This is a genomic window from Prevotella sp. P4-98, assembly GCF_002251405.1.
Taxonomy (GTDB): Bacteria; Bacteroidota; Bacteroidia; order Bacteroidales; family Bacteroidaceae; genus Prevotella.
Window position 1 is genome coordinate 23,835 of record NZ_NPJC01000049.1, and the last position, 19,512, is coordinate 43,346.

Genomic DNA, 19,512 nt, shown 5'->3' on the forward strand with positions numbered 1-19,512 from the left:
TGTTAGGCATGCCTCACCGACTTTTAGCCGATGACCGCATTCTCTATGTGACTTCTTATGAACCCGACAACAAGATAGTTGCTGATAATTTGGGAGAGTTTTCCAATTATGTCAAGACAAATATTCCCAATTCGCGTCTTTTTGTGGAGAGCATGAACTGTAATGGAATGATTGACATAAAAGACTGGCGCAAATGGATGGAAGGCATCATCAGCAAATACAATAATGGTCACATGCGCCCCGATATCGTAGTGCTGACGGGCTGTGAGGCAGTATCTACTTTCCTTTCTATTCCAAACCCAAAGTATAAGAAAATCCCAGTGCTCGTAGGTGGTTGTAGCTTTTCCATGGTGGAATTGCCGGATGATACAACCGATGTGGCATCGTGGACCCCTGAATTAAAATACTTGCGCTCTGATTATCAGGACTATAATCTTATTGGTGGTATTCTGACGCGCTATTCTGTTGAGAAAAATATAGAGTTAGCCAAACGGATGTATCCTCATGCGAAAAACTATTATTTCGTTTCCGATAATTCGTTGGGCGGTGTGTCATTGCAAGCCTTGGCACGCAAGGATATGCGGCAAGCTAAGTTCAGCAATATTAAGATGCATTATTATGATGGGCGTACAGGCTTTTTTGATACGTTAGCCAAGAAAATAAAACGGCTTAATCCCGAAACTGATGTACTTCTGATAGGCTCTTGGCGACTTGATGCTAACAACAGTTTCAATGTGAGCCATTCTGCAGAACTGTTTCGTACGCTCAATCCGTCAGTACCGGTATTCTCTGTTGCGGGATCGGGTATGAATGGATGGGCTGTGGGTGGTTGGATTCCTGAATATGCTAACAAGAATGAGAAACTTGGTGAGATGTGTAAGGATTATCTTGAAACACGCTCTGACCAAGGATGGGTATATCTGAATGAAGGTTTTGTCTTCGACTATCGGCGCATGCAGGATTTAGACATCAGCGAGAGCCGGTTGCCCGAAGGTTTTACGATTATAAATGAGCCGAAACCATTCTTCGAGAAACATAGTGTGGTTATCGACTACATCCTTTTTGCCACGGTGTTTCTCAGTATAGGACTCAGTATTGCCATTGTGGCACTTATCAAGTCTCACCGCTTACGCAAAGAACTGATTCAGAAAGGAAAGGAATTGGAAGAGGCACGTGATAAAGCCGAGGAAGCTAATCATATGAAATCGGCTTTTCTTGCCAATATGAGTCATGAAATCCGCACGCCACTCAATGCTATTGTGGGATTCTCAGATTTGTTGGCTACACAGTCAGAAGATTTGGGCGTTCAAGAGAAAACCCATTTCAGCAATGTCATACAAGAGAATACCAATGCGTTGCTCAATCTCATCAACGATGTGCTCGATCTCTCGCGTATAGAGAGTGGACATGTAAGGATGGAGTTGACTCTGTGTGATGTGAAGCAATTGTGCCAGACAACAATAGAATCGGTAGAGATGACGTGTCGTAAACCCATACATTTCGTTTTTGAGTGTGACGAACCGTCTGTTCATTTCGTTACCGATAAGACACGTCTGCGGCAAGTACTTGTCAATCTGCTTACCAATGCCATTAAGTTTAGTGACAAAGGTAATATTACAGTGTCACTTGTTGTGGACCATGATGACGAGAGTGCTTCGTTTGCTGTTACCGATCAGGGATGTGGCATCAAACCGGAATATGCTGAAAAGATTTTCGATCGTTTTGTCAAACTTGACCAGTTTACCAAAGGCACTGGTCTTGGATTGCAGATATGTCGTCAGATCATAGAGATACTTGGAGGACGTATATGGCTCGACAATACCTATCATGGTGGCGCTCGCTTCCGTTTTGTTCATCCTACCAATCTGGAGGAGGCAATGCCAGAACCCTTACCGTATCATGTATTCTGAATGATTGCAGTTTAAGTTGTGCTATTTATTCCCGGTGTATTCGGGTCGTCAACGAGATTTGTTCGGGTTTTGCTGTTTCATCATGTGATATTTTGGGGACTTCAGGAATTTGGAGTGATGGCATATTAAATAATCTATGATTGTTTTAAAATTATCTTGTATAAGTTGTTTACAGCAAAGAGTTTACTTAATACTTGGGCTATTAAAAACAATCTCTTCTTACATTATATGCAAATTAAGACTTTTGAATTCTCTTAGTCTTGTATATTAAGGGTTTTGTGGGAAACAGAATTTCCCAAATTGCTGATATACACCATCATTGATCGTTCATCACTCGAAATGTCAGCTGAACCTTACTATATTGATGCGAAACAGAAAACCCCGATTTCATGAAAGATGAAATCGGGGTTTTTACTTATAGTGCTTCGTCGTCAGGCCGTTGTATCGATGGTTTCTTGATCTTGGGTAGATGTTTCTTTTTACGGAGATAAGCGGCTTTGCGAGCCTCATATTCTTCGAAATGCTTCTCCAGAAAATTATCGGCCATAATGATGACTATTGGTTTCTACTGTATATGACGGTAATGTGGAGTGGGGTATGGGCATTCTCGCTACCTCCCACAAGACGAACACTGGTCAGCGACATCTCGTTGTTGATACCGGTAATAGTGGTTGACGTCTGATAGTAAGATGTTGACGAGGTGGTCACAGTCTTGACAGGCACCAATACAACCTTGTTCCAATTAGGATGTGTTGCAGTATAATTGCTACCACCAGCCTGCTTCTTCTTATAGAGATGATTGATGAGGTTGGAGATATTGCTGTATGTATAGGTATTCTTTGTACTGCTGTATGTTGCCAAATACGATGTCTTGTTGTCTGTGACTTTCAGATTCTCAAAGAACGAATAGAGACTGTCTTTCTCTACCATCAACAATTGTGTGGGTTGCTGAAGGAGATTATCGCTGAGATCGTTTTGGGTATTCATCTTGTTGAATACAATCTTAGCAGACGTGATCGTATCATTCTCATGGTTGCGCTTGATGTCATCAATGGGCAGGGTCACTTCTGTGAAAATACCGGCAGGTGTCTTCAGATAGGTGCAACTATTGTCTGAAGCCAAGCGAGCCACAGTCTTCTTGTCGTTGGTGATACGGGTTGTCTGCAATACTTCCTCTGTGCCGTTAAAGGTTTTGCTACCCACGTAGGTCTTGCCACCCTCTTTGCCACGGAAATAAATCATCAGCTGTGTACGACTCACCTCGTTCATCAGTCCCAGTCCGTCTGTAATCTTGAAATAGAAACCGGGACATACTTTATGGATGAAGTTATATGAGTTCTTAAAGTATTCTGGATGAGCATAGTAGGTGCGCATCAGGTAGGTACCATAGTTGTTGTAGGTATTACCATCCTTGTCGGTATATTCCTTGTTGAGGGGAATGCTGACATACTCATAATAGGAACCTGATTGCTGCACTTTACGCAGACTGTCACTCAACTGAAGATTGACGATAGAGAAAATCTTGTTTTCGTGCAGTCCGTCTTCACGGATATGACCCTTTGCAGCAGGATCGAAATTAGTATAGTAGGTTTTTCCTTCTTCTACAGGATTGCCAATCTCAAAAACAGAGAGTTTCAAAGCTGCGAGAGAGTCACCTTGCCACTTGTTGACAACAACATTCAGTACGCATGAGTCTGCTACGATTTCATTGTCAATCAGACTTGCCACACTATCCTTTGGAGGGAAGATGGCATTGCTTTCGTTTTCAAGCAAGGTAAACTGCGACATGTAGTCACTCGTGATATATGATCCGGTCTCTGGATCTTTGATGCGACCGAGATAGCTGTATTCACTTCGTGAAATCACCGAATCGACCACAAGCGACCGAGAACTCACCTGAAAAGAGTCGGTTGCAATAGCAAACAAGTCAGCGCTGTCGCTAATAGAATTACCGACGTTTGCTGTTTCCTCGTCGCAAGAGCAGATTGCCATCAGTGGGAGGACAATAGCTGCTAATAGTGTTTCCTTTGTCATTGAAGTAATGATTATCTTAATGATATCCTAATTTATCTTTTACCTTATTAAGGTTTGCATTAAATCTTTTCGTAGAACTCCTCATAAGCCTTACCGAAATCAGCACCGGGATAGGCGAGAGTGGGGATGCCCTGCTCTGCGGCGTAGTTCATCCAGTCTGCTTCTGTGTCTTGATGGGCAGCAATGACACCGTCGCTATAGTCGATAGCCAACTTAGCCAGTTCTGTAGCATCAAATACTTCGTTGTATTTTGTGAGGGTGTCGGCTGTAATATCGCGGAACTCAAGACACTTTTTGAAGTTGGGCGCCAAATCACTTGTCATCTGGTTGGGGAACAACGAGGTGACTACCTTGGTATTGGCAAATGAAGGTTCATCATAATAGGCCTTTTTGATAAACAAGGGTACTACGGCTCCCATCCATCCCTGTACGTGGATGATATCGGGTACCCAACGGAGCTTCTTAACAGTTTCCAATACGCCACGAGCGAAGAAAATTGCACGCTCGCCATTGTCTGCATAGTCCATACCGTTTTCATCCTTGTCCATCTGACGACGAGTGAAATAATCATCGTTGTCAATGAAATATACCTGTATGCGAGTCTGGACGATAGAAGCTACCTTGATAATCAATGGATGGTCGGTATCGTCGATGATAAGATTCATACCTGAGAGACGGATCACTTCATGTAGTTGACCGCGACGTTCATTGATATTACCCCATTTGGGCATGAAGGTGCGAATCTCGTGACCACTCTCTTGCATGACTTGAGGCAATGCCTTACCCATGTGTGAAAGGTCTGTTTCCGGTACATAAGGAACAATCTCTTGGTTGATGAACAATATCTTCTTTGCCATATTATTGAATGATTTAATCTTTGCAAAGATACGAATTTTTTTTCAAAAAATGATTTGTAAATGCGATATTTTAAGGTTTTTGTACCTTCTTTTGGCATATTTTCACCAAATCCTTTCATTATTTGATAAAAAAGTAGTTATTTTGCACTCGCTTTAGAAAAACAAAGAAATTTGAAATGAAAGTTTTCAGTAAAATCGTAGATCTTCAAAACCAATTGTTTGAAGACCGAAAAAATGGAAAAGAAATAGGTTTGGTTCCTACCATGGGTGCCCTCCATGAAGGACATGCATCGTTGGTTAGACGTAGTGTCAAGGAGAATGGCATTACCGTAGTGTCGGTGTTTGTCAATCCTACACAGTTCAACGACAAGAATGATTTGAAAAATTACCCACGCACGCTTGATGCCGACTGTCAGTTGCTCGATGCGTGTGGAGCTGATTATGTGCTGGCTCCTTCTGTGGAGGAGATGTATCCTACTCCAGACACTCGTCAGTTTGAATTTCCGCCAGTTTCAACGGTAATGGAAGGTGCACACCGTCCCGGACACTTCAATGGTGTGTGTCAGGTGGTGAGCCGCTTGTTTTATATCGTTAAGCCCAATCGTGCCTACTTTGGTGAGAAAGACTGGCAACAGATTGCTGTGGTCAAGGCTATGGTGAAACAACTCGGTTTGAAAGTGCAGATTGTGGAATGCGACATCGTGCGCGATGCTGACGGATTGGCACGCAGTTCACGCAACACCCTGTTGGCTAAAGATGAGCGCGCCATAGCACCTGCCATCTACAAGACCCTGAAGGAAAGTATCTCTTACGCTAAGACGCATACTGTGGGCGAAACCCATGATTTTGTGGTCAATACCATCAATGCGGTGGATGGCCTTGAAGTGGAATATTTCTCTATCGTTGACGGTAACACCTTGCAGGATATTGCCGCTTGGGACGATACTCCCTACGTCGTAGGTTGCATCACAGTATATTGTGGAAAGACTCCAATCCGACTCATTGATCACATTAAATATAAGGCATAGTCATGATGATAGAGGTAATGAAGTCAAAACTTCACTGTGTGACAGTGACAGAGGCAAATCTTAACTATATGGGAAGTATCACCATCGATGAAGATTTGATGGATGCTGCCAATATGATAGCAGGGGAGAAAGTCCAGATAGTAGATAATAATAATGGCGAACGCTTTGAAACCTATATTATTAAGGGAGAACGAGGCAGTGGCTGTATTTGCCTGAATGGTGCTGCAGCACGTAAAGTGCAAGTTGGCGATGTGTGCATCATCATATCCTATGCCTTGATGGATTTTGAAGAGGCTAAATCGTTTACGCCGACCGTTGTCTTTCCTAAAGCAGACAACAGCCTGTAATCAAGTGCTAATGTCAGGGTAAACATCGGCAGAGAAGATGACTGCCTGCAATCGTACAGCAACAATATAGTCTCTGCATCAATCAGATAAACAAAAATAAAGGAGGGAACCTCAGTAGAGGCTCCCTCCTTTATTTAGTATGAATAGAGATTACTCGATTACTACAAGTGCATCATCTTCCATGACGCTCTGTCCAGGCTGAACGCATACTGCGGTAATCTTACCGCTCTTCTCTGCCTCGATATTATTAGCCATCTTCATAGCTTCCAATACCAAGACTACGTCGCCTGCCTGTACTTCGTCACCTACATTGACGCGAATCTCTGTGATGACACCTGGCAGTGGAGCCTTAAGCGCATTGTTGGAGTTGGCTCTTCCTGATGGAGCTTCTGATGGAACTGCTGTGGGCTTTGCCACAACAGGCTTCACAACAACCTTCTCCACTTCAGGTTCTGGTTCCATTTCCACTTTGTATTCTTCACCATTGACATTGACGGTAACCATGTTCTCGACAACGTCACCAATGGCTACTTCATACTTGTTGCCATTAATTGTATATTTGTATTCTTTTTTCATCGCGCTTTGTGTTTAGGGATGTTCTGTCATAGTCAGAGCATATCCATTCCACTGGGTCTGCTTGTCATCAATAGTGATGATGCATGACTCTTTGTCGTGGACATTATTGCCTTTGATCTCATGAAGAGCCATGGCAATAGCTGCATATACTTCATTCTTCATAGACGGGATATTTTACATCGGAATGTTACCGTGCTTCTTAGCGGGCAGTGCATCACGCTTGGTGGCAAGCTGAGCAAGCGCACGGCAGATGCGGAAACGAGTGTTACGTGGTTCAATCACGTCGTCAATATAGCCATATTTTGCTGCCTGATAAGGATTGGCAAAGAGTTCGTTGTACTCTTCTTCCTTCTCGGCAATGAATGACTTAACATCTTCACCTGCTTCTTTCTTGGCTTTAGCTTCCTTCGCATAGAGAACAGCAGCAGCACCACTTGCTCCCATAACAGCGATTTCAGCTGAAGGCCATGCGTAGTTGAGGTCGGTATGGAGCTGTTTTGAACCCATAACGATATGAGAACCGCCGTATGACTTACGCAGGGTAACAGTAATCTTGGGCACTGTAGCTTCACCGTAAGCGTAGAGCAACTGAGCACCGTGCAGAATGACTGCGTTGTACTCCTGGCCTGTGCCGGGGAGGAAGCCTGGTACGTCAACGAGTGATACAATGGGGATGTTGAATGCATCGCAGAAACGTACAAAGCGTGCACCCTTACGTGAAGCATTTACGTCAAGCACACCTGCATAGCAAGAAGGCTGGTTGGCTACGATGCCGACACTCTGACCATTGAAACGAGCGAAACCTACGATGATGTTCTTAGCAAACTTAGGCTGTACTTCAAAGAACTCGCCATTATCGATGATAGCACCAATTACCTTGTACATATCGTATGCCTCATTGGGATTCTCAGGGATGATCTCGTTGAGGGAATCCTCCAAGCGGTCAATGGGGTCGTTGCATTCCTTGCGAGGAGCTTGCTCCATGTTGTTAGATGGAATATAGCTCAACAGGCTCTTCAGCATTTCAATAGCTTCTTCCTCTGTTTTAGCGGTGAAGTGGGTTACACCACTTTTTGAAGCGTGAACGCTTGCACCACCGAGGTGCTCCTGGTCGATATCTTCACCTGTTACGGTCTTTACTACTTTTGGACCTGTGAGGAACATGTATGAGGTGCCTTCCATCATCAGAGTGAAGTCGGTAAGAGCAGGAGAGTAAACTGCACCACCTGCGCAAGGACCGAAGATACCTGAAATCTGTGGGATAACACCCGAAGCGAGGATGTTACGCTCGAAGATTTCTGCGTAACCTGCCAAAGCGTTGATACCTTCCTGAATACGGGCACCACCTGAGTCGTTGATACCAATCAGGGGAGCACCCATCTTCATGGCCATGTCCATCACTTTGCAAATCTTCTGGCTCATGGTCTCAGAGAGAGAACCTGCATGAACTGTGAAGTCCTGGGCAAAGATGAATACCAGACGACCGTCGATAGTACCGCTACCGGCTACTACACCATCGCCAAGGAACTGCTTCTTCTCCATGCCGAAATTGTGGCAACGGTGTTCCTTGAACATATCATATTCTTCAAAAGAGCCTTTGTCGAGCAACATCTCAATGCGCTCACGTGCTGTATATTTTCCTTTGTCGTGCTGCTTCTGGATGGCTTTCTCACCACCACCGAGACGAGCTTTCTCACGCTTCTCGATGAGCTGCTTGATTTTTTCTAACTGTTTAGACATAATTGTATTTTGATTCTTAACTTGAATGATCGATTAGTGTTCGCAAAGCTCGGTAAGGATACCTGCGGTTGATTTGGGGTGGAGGAATGCAATGTTGAGGTTCTCAGCACCTTTACGGGGAGCCTGATCAATCAGACGAACGCCCTTTTCGCTAACCTCTGCCAATGCATTGGCAACACCGTCTTCTACACAGAAAGCTACGTGGTGTACACCCTTGTTGCCTTTGTCAAGCCACTTCTGGATAGTGCTTTCGGGTGATGTCGGCTCCAGCAGTTCGAGTTTCACTTCACCACACTTCAAGAATGCGGTTTTAACTTTCTGATCCTCTACCGTTTCAACGGCATAACACTTGAGTCCCAATACGTTTTCGAAGTAAGGGAGGCTCTCTTCGATGCTCTGGACTGCGATGCCCAGATGCTCAATGTGCGAAATTTTCATGTTGTTTTAAATTAATGTATTTAAATCTGCTGCAAAGATACTAATAAAAAGTTACGGAAACGAAAAACACCAATGAATTAACACTAATTAAAAGTCGATTGTGATTCTTCCGTTTACTTGTCTGCCCGTAAGATAGTTGGGGACTGCATACTGTTGATTGGTCACATCGGTTACCCAATAGTAGTTGCTGACATTGGCTGTACCAAACACATTGAGCAGGTCTATACCGAGCCAGATATGGCGCAGACCCTTGCGCTTGGATGAGGTCTGTCCTGCTATCAGATAGTTCATTCCGATGTCGGCTCGCTTATAGCTTGGCGCACGGAATTGCTGCTGTTCTAATCCGCTGTGTGGCGCACCAAAGGGGAGTCCGTCTGTGAAAGCAAGGCGAAGCGTCATCTTCCATCGTTCGGTACCGGGGAAATAGTCTGTGAAATGAAGGTTGACACCCCACCTTTGGTCGGTGGGTAATGGTGTGCTGATACCATTGATGTCTTGTCGGGTACTCATCAGCGAGAGGGTCAGCCATGAGTCTGTGCCTGGAACAAACTCACCAAAGAGTTTGAAATCGATTCCTGTGGCATGGCCTTTGGCGATGTTATTACCCTCATAGACGATTTTCATGTTTTGCATGTTATATGGAATAAGGTGGTCTAATTTCTTATAGTAGGCTTCTGCTGTGAATCGGAAAGGTCGTCCCCACATGCGGAACTGATAATCGAATCCACCTACGATGTGGATGGAGCGTTGACTTTTGATATGACTGTTGAGCGCCACGATCGTTACACCATTGGCGGTGGTCGTATCGCGCATCTCTTTATAAAAAGGTGACTGGTAGTAGATGCCTGTTGCCAAACGAAATGTCATGTCGGTATTGAAGGCTGGTATAATGGCAAAACTCAGTCTCGGAGATAGTGTTGACTCGCTATTGAAATTCCATCTTGCCCATCTTAAGCCGATATTCAAGGTGCAATAGGATTGATGGCTGTCGGTGCCCAACTGCCATTTTATCTGGTCTTGTAGGTATGCTTCTGTTCGGGTGGATGTCACTTGTTGGCGACTGTTCATCGAGTAAATCATGTCAAGGCGGTCGCTCTTATGGGGGATGTTATAGCCGCTGGAGTCACGCATCTCATATTCTTTCGACTGCTCCTTGACGTGCTCCCATTTCATTGTGAAACCTGCTTCCCAATGATGGCGGCTGTTGCGATGGGATGCTGTCAGTTGGAGTTGTTCTGCATGAGCAGTCAGGTAATTACGGGCATGTTCCCGATAGGTGCCTACTCCGAGGTTTTCAGAAGTCTGTGTATCATCGAGCCAATATTGTCCCTGTATGTCATAGCGTTCCTGCTCGCGGGTATGGAAGGCTGACCCTTGCAGACGCACTATGGTTTTATTGGAGGGACTAAAACTGACGGAAGTCATTCCTGTGGCAGTACGAAACAGATCACGCTCCTGTCCGTCGAAATATACTTTGAAGGTCTTTGCGTTCTGTATCGTTCCGAATGAGGTCTCTCGGTCTGTGGGTGTGAAGTGGTATCTGTTTTCTGAATAGTCTCCTAATGCCTCAATTTCCCATTGTTGGTTTGGACGCCAACTGAGATAGGTTTGGTAGTCGAGGTATCGTGGTTTATATTCTCCTTTTGTTTCCAAACTGCCCAGTAGGTATCTGTTGGTTTTATAACGCAACCCATGAGACATAGAGAAATGCTTGTTGCCATAGCCCACATAAGCTGATCCACCTAACAGGCTTGCTTGTATATTGCCTTCCCATTGTTTCGGCCTGCGATAGGTGATGTCGAGCACGCTGGACATCTTACCGCCATATTTTGCTTCATAACCTCCCGACGAGAATCCTATCTTATCGACCAGGTCTGAATTGATAATGGAGAGTCCTTCGTGTTGCCCGGTTTTTGCCAGAATGGGACGGTAGATTTCCGTACCATTCAGATATACTGAGTTTTCGTCAAACGAACCGCCTCTGACATTATATCGACTCGACAGTTCGTTATGGGTGGAGACGCCTGCTTGCTGTTGAACGAGTTCCTCTATGCCGTTGCCTGCTGTTGATGGCGCATGGCGGACAGCATCGGATTTCAGTTGTTGCATGGTATTGGTTTGGCGCTTTTGTTGTGTCACTACAACTTCGTTGAGTGTAGTGGCAGGGTAAAGCGTCACTACCATGCGTTGACGTCCTTTGGGACGGCGTAGGGTGCGTGTCTTGGTTTGGTAGCCAATCATCGAAAAACGCACCTTGACAGAGTCTGCCGATTTAAGATGGAGTGAATATTCGCCTTTGATATTGGCAATGGTTGTGGCATGTTGCTCCTGACAACTGACTGTTGCCAAGGGTAGGCCGTGACCGTCTTCATCGAGAATTTTTCCCGATAGTGAGAACGACTGTGCCTCTGCCCATGAATAGGTGAGTAGTGCGAGTATAGTGATGATGACTCTTTGCAGTTTCATTATCAGTATAACGAGTGCGGGGCGGATTTATTGTGTGAAATGTGATGTTTTCATACGCCAAACGCTTGGCGTTATGCAGAAACCCCCGACAAGTCGCTCTGTTGTGTGGCGATTGTCGGGGGTGATATGGTCAAAAGGGTGGGGAATGGCTTATACCAGTTCCACCTTATTAATATCTTGTTCCTTTTCGCAATAGTGACAGGTGAGGATGCCGTTGGTGACATGGAAATAAGTAGGCATCGGTTCGTTGTTGGTAATACACTTTGGATTGTTGCATTTTACAATGCCTTTAATCTCATCGGGTGTACATACCGTTTTTTTCTCTACTACTTCGTAGTCACGGATGATATTGAGCACAATATTAGGTGCTACGACCGACAACCGTGAGATTTCTTCGTCGGTAAACCATTTGTCCTCTACTTTAATAATACCTTTCTTGCCGAGCTTTTTCGATCTGTAGTTATAGCCGATAGTGACGGTAGAACTAAGTTTGTCAAGATTGAGCAACTGTGCCACCTGATATGTTTTCTCAGAAGGTATGTGGTCTATTACGGTGCCGTTTTCGATGGCGGCAACCAACATTTCGTTTTTGTTCATGGGATAATGGTTTGATCGTTTCTTACTTGGTGCAAATCGATGCCGAGCACATCGCAGAAGATGGCTTCGCGCGCAAAGAGTCCGTTGCCTGCCTGTTGGATATAATAAGCATGTGGATTGTCGTCAACATCGTATGCAATTTCGTTGACACGTGGCAGGGGATGAAGAATCTTCATGTTGGGCTTTGCCAGTTTCAACATATCGTTGTTGAGGATATATACATTCTTCACACGTTCGTATTCCATAAGGTCTGAGAAGCGTTCTTTCTGTACACGTGTCATGTAGAGGATGTCGGCATCAGCAATGACTTTCTCGTTGAAAGCGGTATGCTCCTGATATTTGATGCCGTGCTCTTCACAATAGATTTTGTATTCCTTCGGCATGGCAAGTTCTTTCGGAGCCACAAAATGGAATGTGGGGTTGAAGTGACGCATGGCCATCAGAAGGGAGTGGACGGTACGTCCATATTTCAAGTCTCCCACCAGGTAGATGTTGAGGTTGTCAAGGGTACCTTGGGTCTTGTAGATACTGTAAAGGTCAAGCATACATTGTGAGGGGTGCTGGTGGGCACCGTCGCCCGCGTTGACAATGGGCACATCGGTAACTTCCGCAGCATACTGTGCAGCGCCTTCAATATAATGGCGCATCACGATAACGTCTGCGTAGTTGGCAACCATAGAAATGGTATCTTTCAGCGTTTCGCCTTTTGTACCACTGGTAATCTTCGGATCTGCGAAACCGATGACGCGTGCTCCGAGTCTGTTGGCTGCTGTTTCAAAACTAAGTCTGGTGCGGGTGGAAGGTTCAAAGAAGAGTGTAGCCACAACCTTTCCTTTGAGTAACTCGCGGTTGGGATGGCGCTCAAACTCCTGTGCCATCTCAATCATATAGAGAATTTTTTCTCGTGTGAGATTGGCAATAGTCACAAAATCATGCTTTTCCATATTAGGTGTTTGTTAATATGATGCAAAGTTAAAGCAAAAAATCGAATTATCGACAGTTTGCAGCTATTTTATTTTGTAATTTTCGTAATTTAGACTAACTTTGCAAAATCTTAGTCGGTTGGTATTGCTTTTCCTATGCAAGCATCCCCCCTCGTTACTTACGTCAAGAATATACATTAATTAATATCTATATATGAAACAGACAAAGATTGTTGCCAGCATCAGCGACCGCAGATGCAGTCAGGATTTTATTCGACAACTTTTTGATGCCGGTATGAACGTGGTGCGCATGAATACCGCCCATGCTTCAGAAGACGGTCTGCGTGAGATTATCCGCAATACACGTGCTGTGAGCCACCATATTGGCTTGCTCATTGATACTAAAGGTCCTGAGGTACGCACTACCGGTTGTGACCAGCCGATTGATTATAAAACGGGCGATGTGGTGAAGATCTTCGGTCGTCCTGAAGTGGATACAGAGCATGATATCATCAATCTCTCTTATGTTGATTTTGCCAACGATGTGCAAGTGGGCGACCACATTCTCTTCGATGATGGTGCACTCGATATGTTGGTACTGGATATCAACGGACCTGCTGTTATTGCACAGGTACAGAATGATGGACAACTGGGTAGCCACAAGAGTGTCAATGTACCGGGACGTCATATCGACCTGCCTGCATTGACCGACAAAGACCGTCATAACATCATGTTGGCTATCGAAGAAGATATCGATTTCGTTGCTCATAGTTTTGTGCGTTCTGCTGCCGATGTTCGTGCCGTACAGGCGATTCTCGATGCTTATCATTCTGATATCAAGATCATTTCAAAGATTGAAAACCAAGAGGGTGTTGATAATATCGATGAGATTATCGATGCCAGCTATGGTATCATGATTGCGCGTGGTGACCTTGGTATAGAGATTCCCATTCAGCGTATTCCTGGTATTCAGCGTCAGATTATCCGTAAGTGCGTGCAGAAACGCAAACCTGTTATCGTGGCAACCCAGATGCTGCATACCATGATCAATAATCCGCGTCCTACACGTGCTGAGGTGACCGATATCGCCAATGCTATCTATTATCGTACCGACGCATTGATGCTTAGTGGTGAAACAGCCAGCGGAAAATATCCTGTTGAGGCTGTACAAACCATGGCGACCATTGCCGAACAGGCTGAATGTGACAAATTGCGCGAGAACGATATCGAGGTTCCTCTGTCTCCCAACTGCGACATTCGTGAATTTATGGCGCATAGTGCCATTGAGGCAACAGAACGCTTGGGTGTCAAAGGTATTATCATCGATTCGATAAGTGGCAGGACTGCCCGTGATTTGGCTGCATTCCGTGGTCCCAACCCCGTACTTGCTGTTTGCTATAACGAGAAACTTCAGCGTTTGCTCAACCTGTCGTATGGTGTTATTCCTGTTTTCCAGAAAGACCATATCTCTAAGCAGCGTCTTTTCCAAGCTGCGGTTCGCATGCTTCGTCAGAAAGGTTATCTTCAGGCTGACGACAAGATTGCCTACCTATCGGGAAACATCAGCGATGGTGGTGGAACAAAACTTTTGGAAATCAATACCGTTAGCGAGGTATCTAAATTCCATCTTTCAGAATAAAGACATACACATTATTACATATCTTAATGCCCGACCATTGACGAATATGCTTCATCTATGGTCGGGCATTGTTTTGTAGTGTCATTTCAAAGCTAGTGAAAGTTTAATAGAAAACAAACTATTTCTTAGTTTCACGTGTGCCACCTTTTACTATTGCACATACTGGTATGCCAGTCGCTCTGTACCGTTCCAGCAGTGGATAACACCACAGTATCGAAATCCCTCTTTCTGCATCAGGTGTTGCATCACTTTGTTGTCGGCATGTGTGTCAACTCGGATGTTCCGATATTGCCGGCGTGCAAAGTCCAGTACAACTCGGATAACCCCTTTCACCTCTCCACTACTTGCCACCCTATGGATGACAGCATACGGTTCATCGTTTAACCATTGTCCGTCGTAGATGACATTGTAGGTGGGATCTGTTCCACCACGTAATACAAAGGTGGCAACAATGGTGTTGCCCTTTTGTATTACATAGCTGTCGCCATTATCCATATCCTCACGAAGGAGTTGATCACCAGGATAGTTCTCGTCCCATTGTCCTGGATTGCCTGTTTCACTCATGAATTTCCGGGCAATGGCAAAAATCTCCTTGAGGCGTGGCAGGTCTTCTGGTGCAGTCTGTCTGATGACGAGATGGTCTGCGAGTGTGATGCTATCTCCCTCGTTTCTGATACACCAAAACGGAATATTTTTTTCTTGGCAGAATGGTTCCATGCGCCAGACAGAGTCAAAACCGCTCATCACAAAGTGCATGGGAACCAATAATCCTACTTTAAAGCGCTCTATAAACTGGCGTGCTCCTAATGTATATCCATTGCCAATACGACCATCTATGGGGAACATAACCACATCAAAGCTATCGGCAATCTTCTTGATGTCTTTCAACTCGCCCAAAAACTGTTTCTCTTCTGCCACAGGGTCTATCCATTGGTCACATTCTTCACTATACACTTTTCCTTCAGGAGTGCCCTCTGCCAAAAAACGGGCAAACCAGTTGCAGAGGTCACCTGCATGGAAGATGCGGTAACCGGCGGTCTCTATTATCCAACTGACCCCACTGTCGTTACTACCAGTAGCAGTCACTTGGATATGGCTGTCGTTCCACACCATACCCTTGGTCATCCACACGTCAGCATCCTCTTTGCACGCTCTATGATGTTTCAGAATATCCTTTGATAGAATATAGGTGATATCAGGCGTGGTGGCTTTCCATGTGAAGATCTCTTTCGTGAAGTGGTCTTCATGGAAATGACTGACAAAGACATATATTGGTTTCTGACTTTGTGGTCCAATAAAGCGCTCCATCTTTTGGGCAGGATCCATCCAGTAGTCAAATACTAGCACGCAATGGTCTGTTTCCAAAACAAAACCGCTGTGGAAGAGATAGGTGAGTCGTATCATCGTGTCTTTTGTTGTCCGAATGCTTATCAGGTTCTTATTCCATATATCTGATCATGTCATCGCGTCTTGGCTTTGCGTCTGGAGTCTCTGCTGGATAACCTAAGGCAATACAGTAGAGTAGCTGATAACCCTTGGAGAATGCCATGCGGTCAAGGAATGGCTTGGCAGATGGAGAATCCTGTATCCAGCGTGCAGAACTTCCCAGACAGCATGAACCGATACCTTTATCCCATGCCGAGAGAATGATATTCTCACCCAGCAGTCCACAGTCTATCTGCGACATGTCGTATTCGGTATTGTTGGCGATGCAGATCACACAGGGAGCATTCACAAAGATGTTCTTAAAACCTTTACGCTCAGCAATCTTCGGATTGTCTTTTACTACGGCTTGCGTAATAGAGTCGATGAGGGCAGGAGAGTCAATCACTCTGATTTCATACGACTGTAGGTTTTGACCGTTTGGGGCATTGATACCACATTTCAGAATCTCATTCAGGGTCTCACGATTGATGACAGAGTCTTTGTATGCGCGGATACTTCTGCGACTCATCATCACATCGGTCACCGTTTTTGCAGTATCTGTTGCGGTCGTTACCTGTTGCTTGTTCTCGTTGCATGCCGTCAGCGTCAGCGCGACAGCCATTCCTAATAAAATCTTCTTCATTTTCATTTCTGCTAACTGTTATGCCTAATGAATGGTATCAATGTAACTTATATCATACAAAGATAACCAATAATTGTGAAATATTCATGAAAAAGGTGGCATTTTTATCATTTCTTAAAAAAAAGCACTACCTTTACACCTTGATAACCGAGGGTCGCGTTATCGTGGAGATTCCCCATCACATAAAAGACATAAAACAATGAATAACCGATTGGTCATACTGAGCGATAATCGTACCAATGATGCACGACTGGAAACAGAACATGGACTCTCTATCTATATGGAGGGCCCATCGGGTAAGTTTCTACTCGACACAGGGGCATCGGATCTCTTTGTCCGCAATGCAGCACTGTTGGACATCGATTTATCCGACATCGACTACTGCTTGATTTCCCATGGTCATAGCGACCATATAGGTGGACTGAATGCGTTTCTTTCCTTCAACAGCAAAGCTAAGGTCATACTCTCTGCACAGATTCCTGGTGCAGAGTATGTGTCGGTGCGTCGCTATCAACATTCCATAACCAGTCATGTTGATTTCGATAGGTATCAAGACCGTTTTGTCTTTGTCGATAACAATACCATGGTGGGGCCCGTACAGGTCTATGCCCATATCATGCAACACCACGCACTACCCTTGGGCGATAAAAATCTTTTAATCCGTACTTCGGATGATAGTCTTACAGCCGATGCGTTCCATCACGAACTCGTATTCTTGGTGGATGGAGTGCTCTTCACAGGTTGTGCCCACAATGGACTGTTGAACATACTGGAGACGGTAAAACAACCTTTTGACGTGGCAATAGGTGGCTTCCATCTTTTAGATTCCCATCTGGATCAACACTACGAAACCGATACGCAGTTGCAAGCCATTTCTGCCAGTCTGCGCGAAACATATTCCAACGTTACGTTCTATACAGGCCATTGTACGGGTGATCATTGTTTCGACATGCTGTCAGATCAGAATGATAGGTTGCATCAGTTTCATGGTGGCGATACCATCACTTGGTAGTAGGCGACTTCTTACTATAAGTTTAGAAAAGAATGAGTAAATTTGTAACAGATATATTGCATGAACAAAAAATCTGATAACGCATCATGAGAAGTGATAAGGAAATGGAATGGAAAACGCTTGAAACGAAATATCTGTTCAAGCGCAATTGGCTAACCGCCAAGGTGGAAAAGGTTGAGTTACCTGATGGTCGTATATACGATGAGTATTATACGTTAGAATATCCTACGTGGATTAATGTTATTGCCATAACAAAAGATGGTAAGATGATTCTGGAGCGGCAATGGCGGCATGGTTTGAAGATTGTTTCAACCGAAATTCCTGCAGGTGTGGTAGAAAAAGGGGAAAATCCTATGGATGCAGCAAAACGTGAACTTCAAGAAGAAACAGGTTTTGGTGGTGGAACGTGGACACAATTCCTTGTTACGGCTCCAAATCCCAGTGTGATGAATAATCTGTGCTATACCTATTTGGCAGAGGGTGTAGAACTCGTTTCCGATACGCACCTTGATGCCACGGAAGATTTGGAAGTGTTCTTTCGCGATAAAGATGAAGTCTATGAGATGCTACGTTCTGGTCAGTTCTGCCAGGCATTGATGTTGGCACCACTATGGAAGTTTTTTGCCACACGCACGTAAACTGTCAAACCCTCACACGGATCACACGCTAAGTTTTATTTCTTGCTTTCAGACAACTAAATAAAAATTTCTGTGATTTCCGTGATTTGCCTTTGGCTTATTCTCTTGCGACTCAATATCGTGAAACCGAGCTTTCACTCTGTCTTCGCTGCTCCAGAATTTCTGTGATTTCTGACGTTTTACTGGTGGGCACATGGAGGGAAAAAGTGTAAATCTGTGATTTGTGTGAGCAATTTTATGGATGCACGAACTGACCATGTTTTATGGTTTGATGACCATAGTGTATGGCAAACTGTGGACAGTGGTGCAGACATTTCAGACAGAGCGTGCATTTCTCTTTTGTCCAAACAGGATAACCGTCCTTACACGTTATGGCTTGTTCTGGACATTGATGCGCACATTGATTGCAACCAATACACTTGTCTTTCATCACGTGGAAATGCTTGGTCTTGCGCTGGCTGTCGTAGGTGAGGTAATACCAGCGTGCCAACCAATGGGGAAGGCGCAGGTAATCGAAGTTGCCTGCCTTGCGAGCCACAGCCCATTCCGTTATTTGGGTAATGGTCTTTTCTGCTTCTTCCGTTTTTCGCATGCACTTCTCGTGATTCGACACGTCAAATAGGGGAGTCCATACATCCACCATCCTCACATTATACTTTGCATCAAGCCACAAGCCTTTATGTTTCAGTAGTTGTTGCATCATATAATGTGCTTGCCCCGTGGAAGTTCCGAATGTAACCACATGGTAGATGAAGTGATGTCGCAAGTCTGTAATATTCAACAGATTGAGAAACCTTACAACGATGTCGGGGAGCCCCCAGAAATAGACAGGGGTGACAAATCCGACGCGTTCGTCCTTGCATAAGGAAAATGAAAATTCGCCATTCCTCATGCAGTCTGTTATTGACACACACTTTTCTTTTGTGGCATGCGCCAGGCATTGTGCCACATGTTTGCTGTTTCCTGTTCCTGAAAAATAAAAAACCATTCGCGTCTTGCTATTATTGATACAAAAGTACCATAGATTTTTTTAATTTTGGTACTTTTGTATGGAAATCTTTTGAACTCCATCGTTTTTTAGGTCATGATATAACTGGTGACACTATGAAAACGAAGGATGAGGTAATAACATTGCTGATGACACAAAGATCTAAAAAATGAGCAGCTGTGCCAACTTCTACAATATTGTCTAAAAAATAACTAAAGATGGATGTTGAAGATAAATATTAATTACAGATA

Annotated in this window: 19 protein-coding genes and 1 pseudogene; 6 read left to right on the forward strand and 14 right to left on the reverse strand. The window is 44.5% G+C overall.

Annotated features, from left to right (window positions below):
- Positions 1–8: 8 nt before the first annotated feature.
- Entirely contained in the window at positions 9–1,910 is a 1,902-nt protein-coding gene (locus CIK96_RS07005) for a HAMP domain-containing sensor histidine kinase (RefSeq protein WP_158214845.1), read from the forward strand.
- A 415-nt stretch (positions 1,911–2,325) separates the two neighbouring features.
- Here CIK96_RS07005 and CIK96_RS07010 read toward each other — a convergent pair whose 3' ends face one another.
- The 3 genes from CIK96_RS07010 to CIK96_RS07020 are packed head-to-tail and all read right to left on the reverse strand — an operon-like array spanning position 2,326 to position 4,801.
- Positions 2,326–2,457 carry a dehydrogenase gene (locus CIK96_RS07010; RefSeq protein ID WP_094389973.1) on the reverse strand — a complete coding sequence of 44 codons (132 nt, stop codon included), beginning with the start codon at positions 2,455–2,457 and terminating at the stop codon, positions 2,326–2,328.
- An 8-nt stretch (positions 2,458–2,465) separates the two neighbouring features.
- The gene (locus tag CIK96_RS07015) at positions 2,466–3,944 is read right to left on the reverse strand and encodes a DUF4270 domain-containing protein (RefSeq protein ID WP_254046691.1); all 1,479 of its coding nucleotides are present in this window, start codon (positions 3,942–3,944) and stop codon (positions 2,466–2,468) included.
- Positions 3,945–4,003: 59 nt separating this feature from the next.
- Positions 4,004–4,801, reverse strand: coding sequence for a glycogen/starch synthase (locus tag CIK96_RS07020; protein WP_094433913.1), 798 nt, complete (start codon positions 4,799–4,801; stop codon positions 4,004–4,006).
- Between the two features lie 176 nt (positions 4,802–4,977).
- Between CIK96_RS07020 and panC the strand changes: the two genes are divergently transcribed.
- Complete coding sequence (gene panC, locus CIK96_RS07025; RefSeq protein ID WP_094389970.1) at positions 4,978–5,829, forward strand: pantoate--beta-alanine ligase; 852 nt, start codon at positions 4,978–4,980, stop codon at positions 5,827–5,829.
- Positions 5,830–5,831: 2 nt separating this feature from the next.
- A complete protein-coding gene (panD, locus tag CIK96_RS07030; protein ID WP_094389969.1) occupies positions 5,832–6,176 on the forward strand; it encodes an aspartate 1-decarboxylase in 345 nt (114 codons plus the stop codon).
- A 150-nt stretch (positions 6,177–6,326) separates the two neighbouring features.
- Here the strand turns inward: panD and CIK96_RS07035 are convergent, their stop codons facing one another.
- The 7 genes from CIK96_RS07035 to pyrB all read right to left on the reverse strand — a co-directional run bounded on the left by CIK96_RS07035 (position 6,327) and on the right by pyrB (position 12,937).
- On the reverse strand, positions 6,327–6,752 hold the full coding sequence (locus tag CIK96_RS07035) for a biotin/lipoyl-containing protein (protein WP_094391599.1): 426 nt from the start codon (positions 6,750–6,752) through the stop codon (positions 6,327–6,329).
- A gap of 12 nt (positions 6,753–6,764) precedes the next feature.
- A complete protein-coding gene (locus CIK96_RS13320; RefSeq protein WP_173839796.1) occupies positions 6,765–6,914 on the reverse strand; it encodes a hypothetical protein in 150 nt (49 codons plus the stop codon).
- Between the two features lie 12 nt (positions 6,915–6,926).
- Positions 6,927–8,492, reverse strand: a complete 1,566-nt coding sequence (locus CIK96_RS07040; protein WP_094391598.1) for an acyl-CoA carboxylase subunit beta — start codon at positions 8,490–8,492, stop codon at positions 6,927–6,929.
- A gap of 33 nt (positions 8,493–8,525) precedes the next feature.
- Entirely contained in the window at positions 8,526–8,930 is a 405-nt protein-coding gene (gene mce, locus CIK96_RS07045) for a methylmalonyl-CoA epimerase (RefSeq protein WP_094391597.1), read from the reverse strand.
- A gap of 87 nt (positions 8,931–9,017) precedes the next feature.
- Positions 9,018–11,396, reverse strand: a complete 2,379-nt coding sequence (locus CIK96_RS07050; RefSeq protein WP_094440147.1) for a TonB-dependent receptor — start codon at positions 11,394–11,396, stop codon at positions 9,018–9,020.
- Positions 11,397–11,546: 150 nt separating this feature from the next.
- The gene (locus CIK96_RS07055; protein WP_094391595.1) at positions 11,547–11,993 is read right to left on the reverse strand and encodes an aspartate carbamoyltransferase regulatory subunit; all 447 of its coding nucleotides are present in this window, start codon (positions 11,991–11,993) and stop codon (positions 11,547–11,549) included.
- Positions 11,990–12,937, reverse strand: coding sequence for an aspartate carbamoyltransferase (gene pyrB / locus CIK96_RS07060; protein WP_094440148.1), 948 nt, complete (start codon positions 12,935–12,937; stop codon positions 11,990–11,992). The genes CIK96_RS07055 and pyrB overlap by 4 nt, the downstream gene beginning before the upstream one ends.
- Positions 12,938–13,130: 193 nt before the next feature.
- Between pyrB and pyk the strand changes: the two genes are divergently transcribed.
- Positions 13,131–14,555 carry a pyruvate kinase gene (pyk, locus tag CIK96_RS07065; protein ID WP_094391593.1) on the forward strand — a complete coding sequence of 475 codons (1,425 nt, stop codon included), beginning with the start codon at positions 13,131–13,133 and terminating at the stop codon, positions 14,553–14,555.
- A 150-nt stretch (positions 14,556–14,705) separates the two neighbouring features.
- Here pyk and CIK96_RS13710 read toward each other — a convergent pair whose 3' ends face one another.
- The 3 genes and pseudogenes from CIK96_RS13710 to CIK96_RS07075 form a co-directional block, all read right to left on the reverse strand.
- Positions 14,706–15,185 (reverse strand): N-acetyltransferase, encoded by a 480-nt coding sequence (locus tag CIK96_RS13710; RefSeq protein WP_371591459.1) that lies wholly within the window; start codon positions 15,183–15,185, stop codon positions 14,706–14,708.
- 15 nt (positions 15,186–15,200) lie between these two features.
- Positions 15,201–15,956 (reverse strand): annotated as a pseudogene (locus CIK96_RS07070) (MBL fold metallo-hydrolase); the annotation flags it as partial.
- Between the two features lie 37 nt (positions 15,957–15,993).
- On the reverse strand, positions 15,994–16,629 hold the full coding sequence (locus tag CIK96_RS07075; protein WP_094440149.1) for a nitroreductase family protein: 636 nt from the start codon (positions 16,627–16,629) through the stop codon (positions 15,994–15,996).
- A gap of 193 nt (positions 16,630–16,822) precedes the next feature.
- On the opposite strand from CIK96_RS07075, the gene CIK96_RS07085 reads away from it, so the two are divergent.
- On the forward strand, positions 16,823–17,635 hold the full coding sequence (locus CIK96_RS07085) for an MBL fold metallo-hydrolase (protein ID WP_094440151.1): 813 nt from the start codon (positions 16,823–16,825) through the stop codon (positions 17,633–17,635).
- Between the two features lie 86 nt (positions 17,636–17,721).
- A complete protein-coding gene (locus CIK96_RS07090) occupies positions 17,722–18,273 on the forward strand; it encodes an NUDIX hydrolase (protein ID WP_094391589.1) in 552 nt (183 codons plus the stop codon).
- Between the two features lie 235 nt (positions 18,274–18,508).
- Here the strand turns inward: CIK96_RS07090 and CIK96_RS07095 are convergent, their stop codons facing one another.
- Positions 18,509–19,261, reverse strand: coding sequence for an EFR1 family ferrodoxin (locus CIK96_RS07095; RefSeq protein WP_094391588.1), 753 nt, complete (start codon positions 19,259–19,261; stop codon positions 18,509–18,511).
- Between the last annotated feature and the right edge of the window lie 251 nt (positions 19,262–19,512).

Bases quoted from the DNA above. Each gene is read 5' to 3' on its own strand.
- CIK96_RS07050 (WP_094440147.1), bottom strand. From the start codon at position 11,396: ATGAAACTGCAAAGAGTCATCATCACTATACTCGCACTACTCACCTAT.
- CIK96_RS07010 (WP_094389973.1), bottom strand. From the start codon at position 2,457: ATGGCCGATAATTTTCTGGAGAAGCATTTCGAAGAATATGAGGCTCGC.
- CIK96_RS07015 (WP_254046691.1), bottom strand. From the start codon at position 3,944: ATGACAAAGGAAACACTATTAGCAGCTATTGTCCTCCCACTGATGGCA.
- CIK96_RS07005 (WP_158214845.1), top strand. From the start codon at position 9: ATGCCTCACCGACTTTTAGCCGATGACCGCATTCTCTATGTGACTTCT.
- CIK96_RS07095 (WP_094391588.1), bottom strand. From the start codon at position 19,261: ATGGTTTTTTATTTTTCAGGAACAGGAAACAGCAAACATGTGGCACAA.
- CIK96_RS07055 (WP_094391595.1), bottom strand. From the start codon at position 11,993: ATGAACAAAAACGAAATGTTGGTTGCCGCCATCGAAAACGGCACCGTA.
- CIK96_RS07085 (WP_094440151.1), top strand. From the start codon at position 16,823: ATGAATAACCGATTGGTCATACTGAGCGATAATCGTACCAATGATGCA.
- CIK96_RS07090 (WP_094391589.1), top strand. From the start codon at position 17,722: ATGAGAAGTGATAAGGAAATGGAATGGAAAACGCTTGAAACGAAATAT.
- CIK96_RS13320 (WP_173839796.1), bottom strand. From the start codon at position 6,914: ATGAAGAATGAAGTATATGCAGCTATTGCCATGGCTCTTCATGAGATC.
- panD (WP_094389969.1), top strand. From the start codon at position 5,832: ATGATGATAGAGGTAATGAAGTCAAAACTTCACTGTGTGACAGTGACA.
- CIK96_RS07035 (WP_094391599.1), bottom strand. From the start codon at position 6,752: ATGAAAAAAGAATACAAATATACAATTAATGGCAACAAGTATGAAGTA.
- panC (WP_094389970.1), top strand. From the start codon at position 4,978: ATGAAAGTTTTCAGTAAAATCGTAGATCTTCAAAACCAATTGTTTGAA.
- CIK96_RS07020 (WP_094433913.1), bottom strand. From the start codon at position 4,801: ATGGCAAAGAAGATATTGTTCATCAACCAAGAGATTGTTCCTTATGTA.
- pyk (WP_094391593.1), top strand. From the start codon at position 13,131: ATGAAACAGACAAAGATTGTTGCCAGCATCAGCGACCGCAGATGCAGT.
- CIK96_RS07040 (WP_094391598.1), bottom strand. From the start codon at position 8,492: ATGTCTAAACAGTTAGAAAAAATCAAGCAGCTCATCGAGAAGCGTGAG.
- pyrB (WP_094440148.1), bottom strand. From the start codon at position 12,937: ATGGAAAAGCATGATTTTGTGACTATTGCCAATCTCACACGAGAAAAA.
- CIK96_RS07075 (WP_094440149.1), bottom strand. From the start codon at position 16,629: ATGAAAATGAAGAAGATTTTATTAGGAATGGCTGTCGCGCTGACGCTG.
- mce (WP_094391597.1), bottom strand. From the start codon at position 8,930: ATGAAAATTTCGCACATTGAGCATCTGGGCATCGCAGTCCAGAGCATC.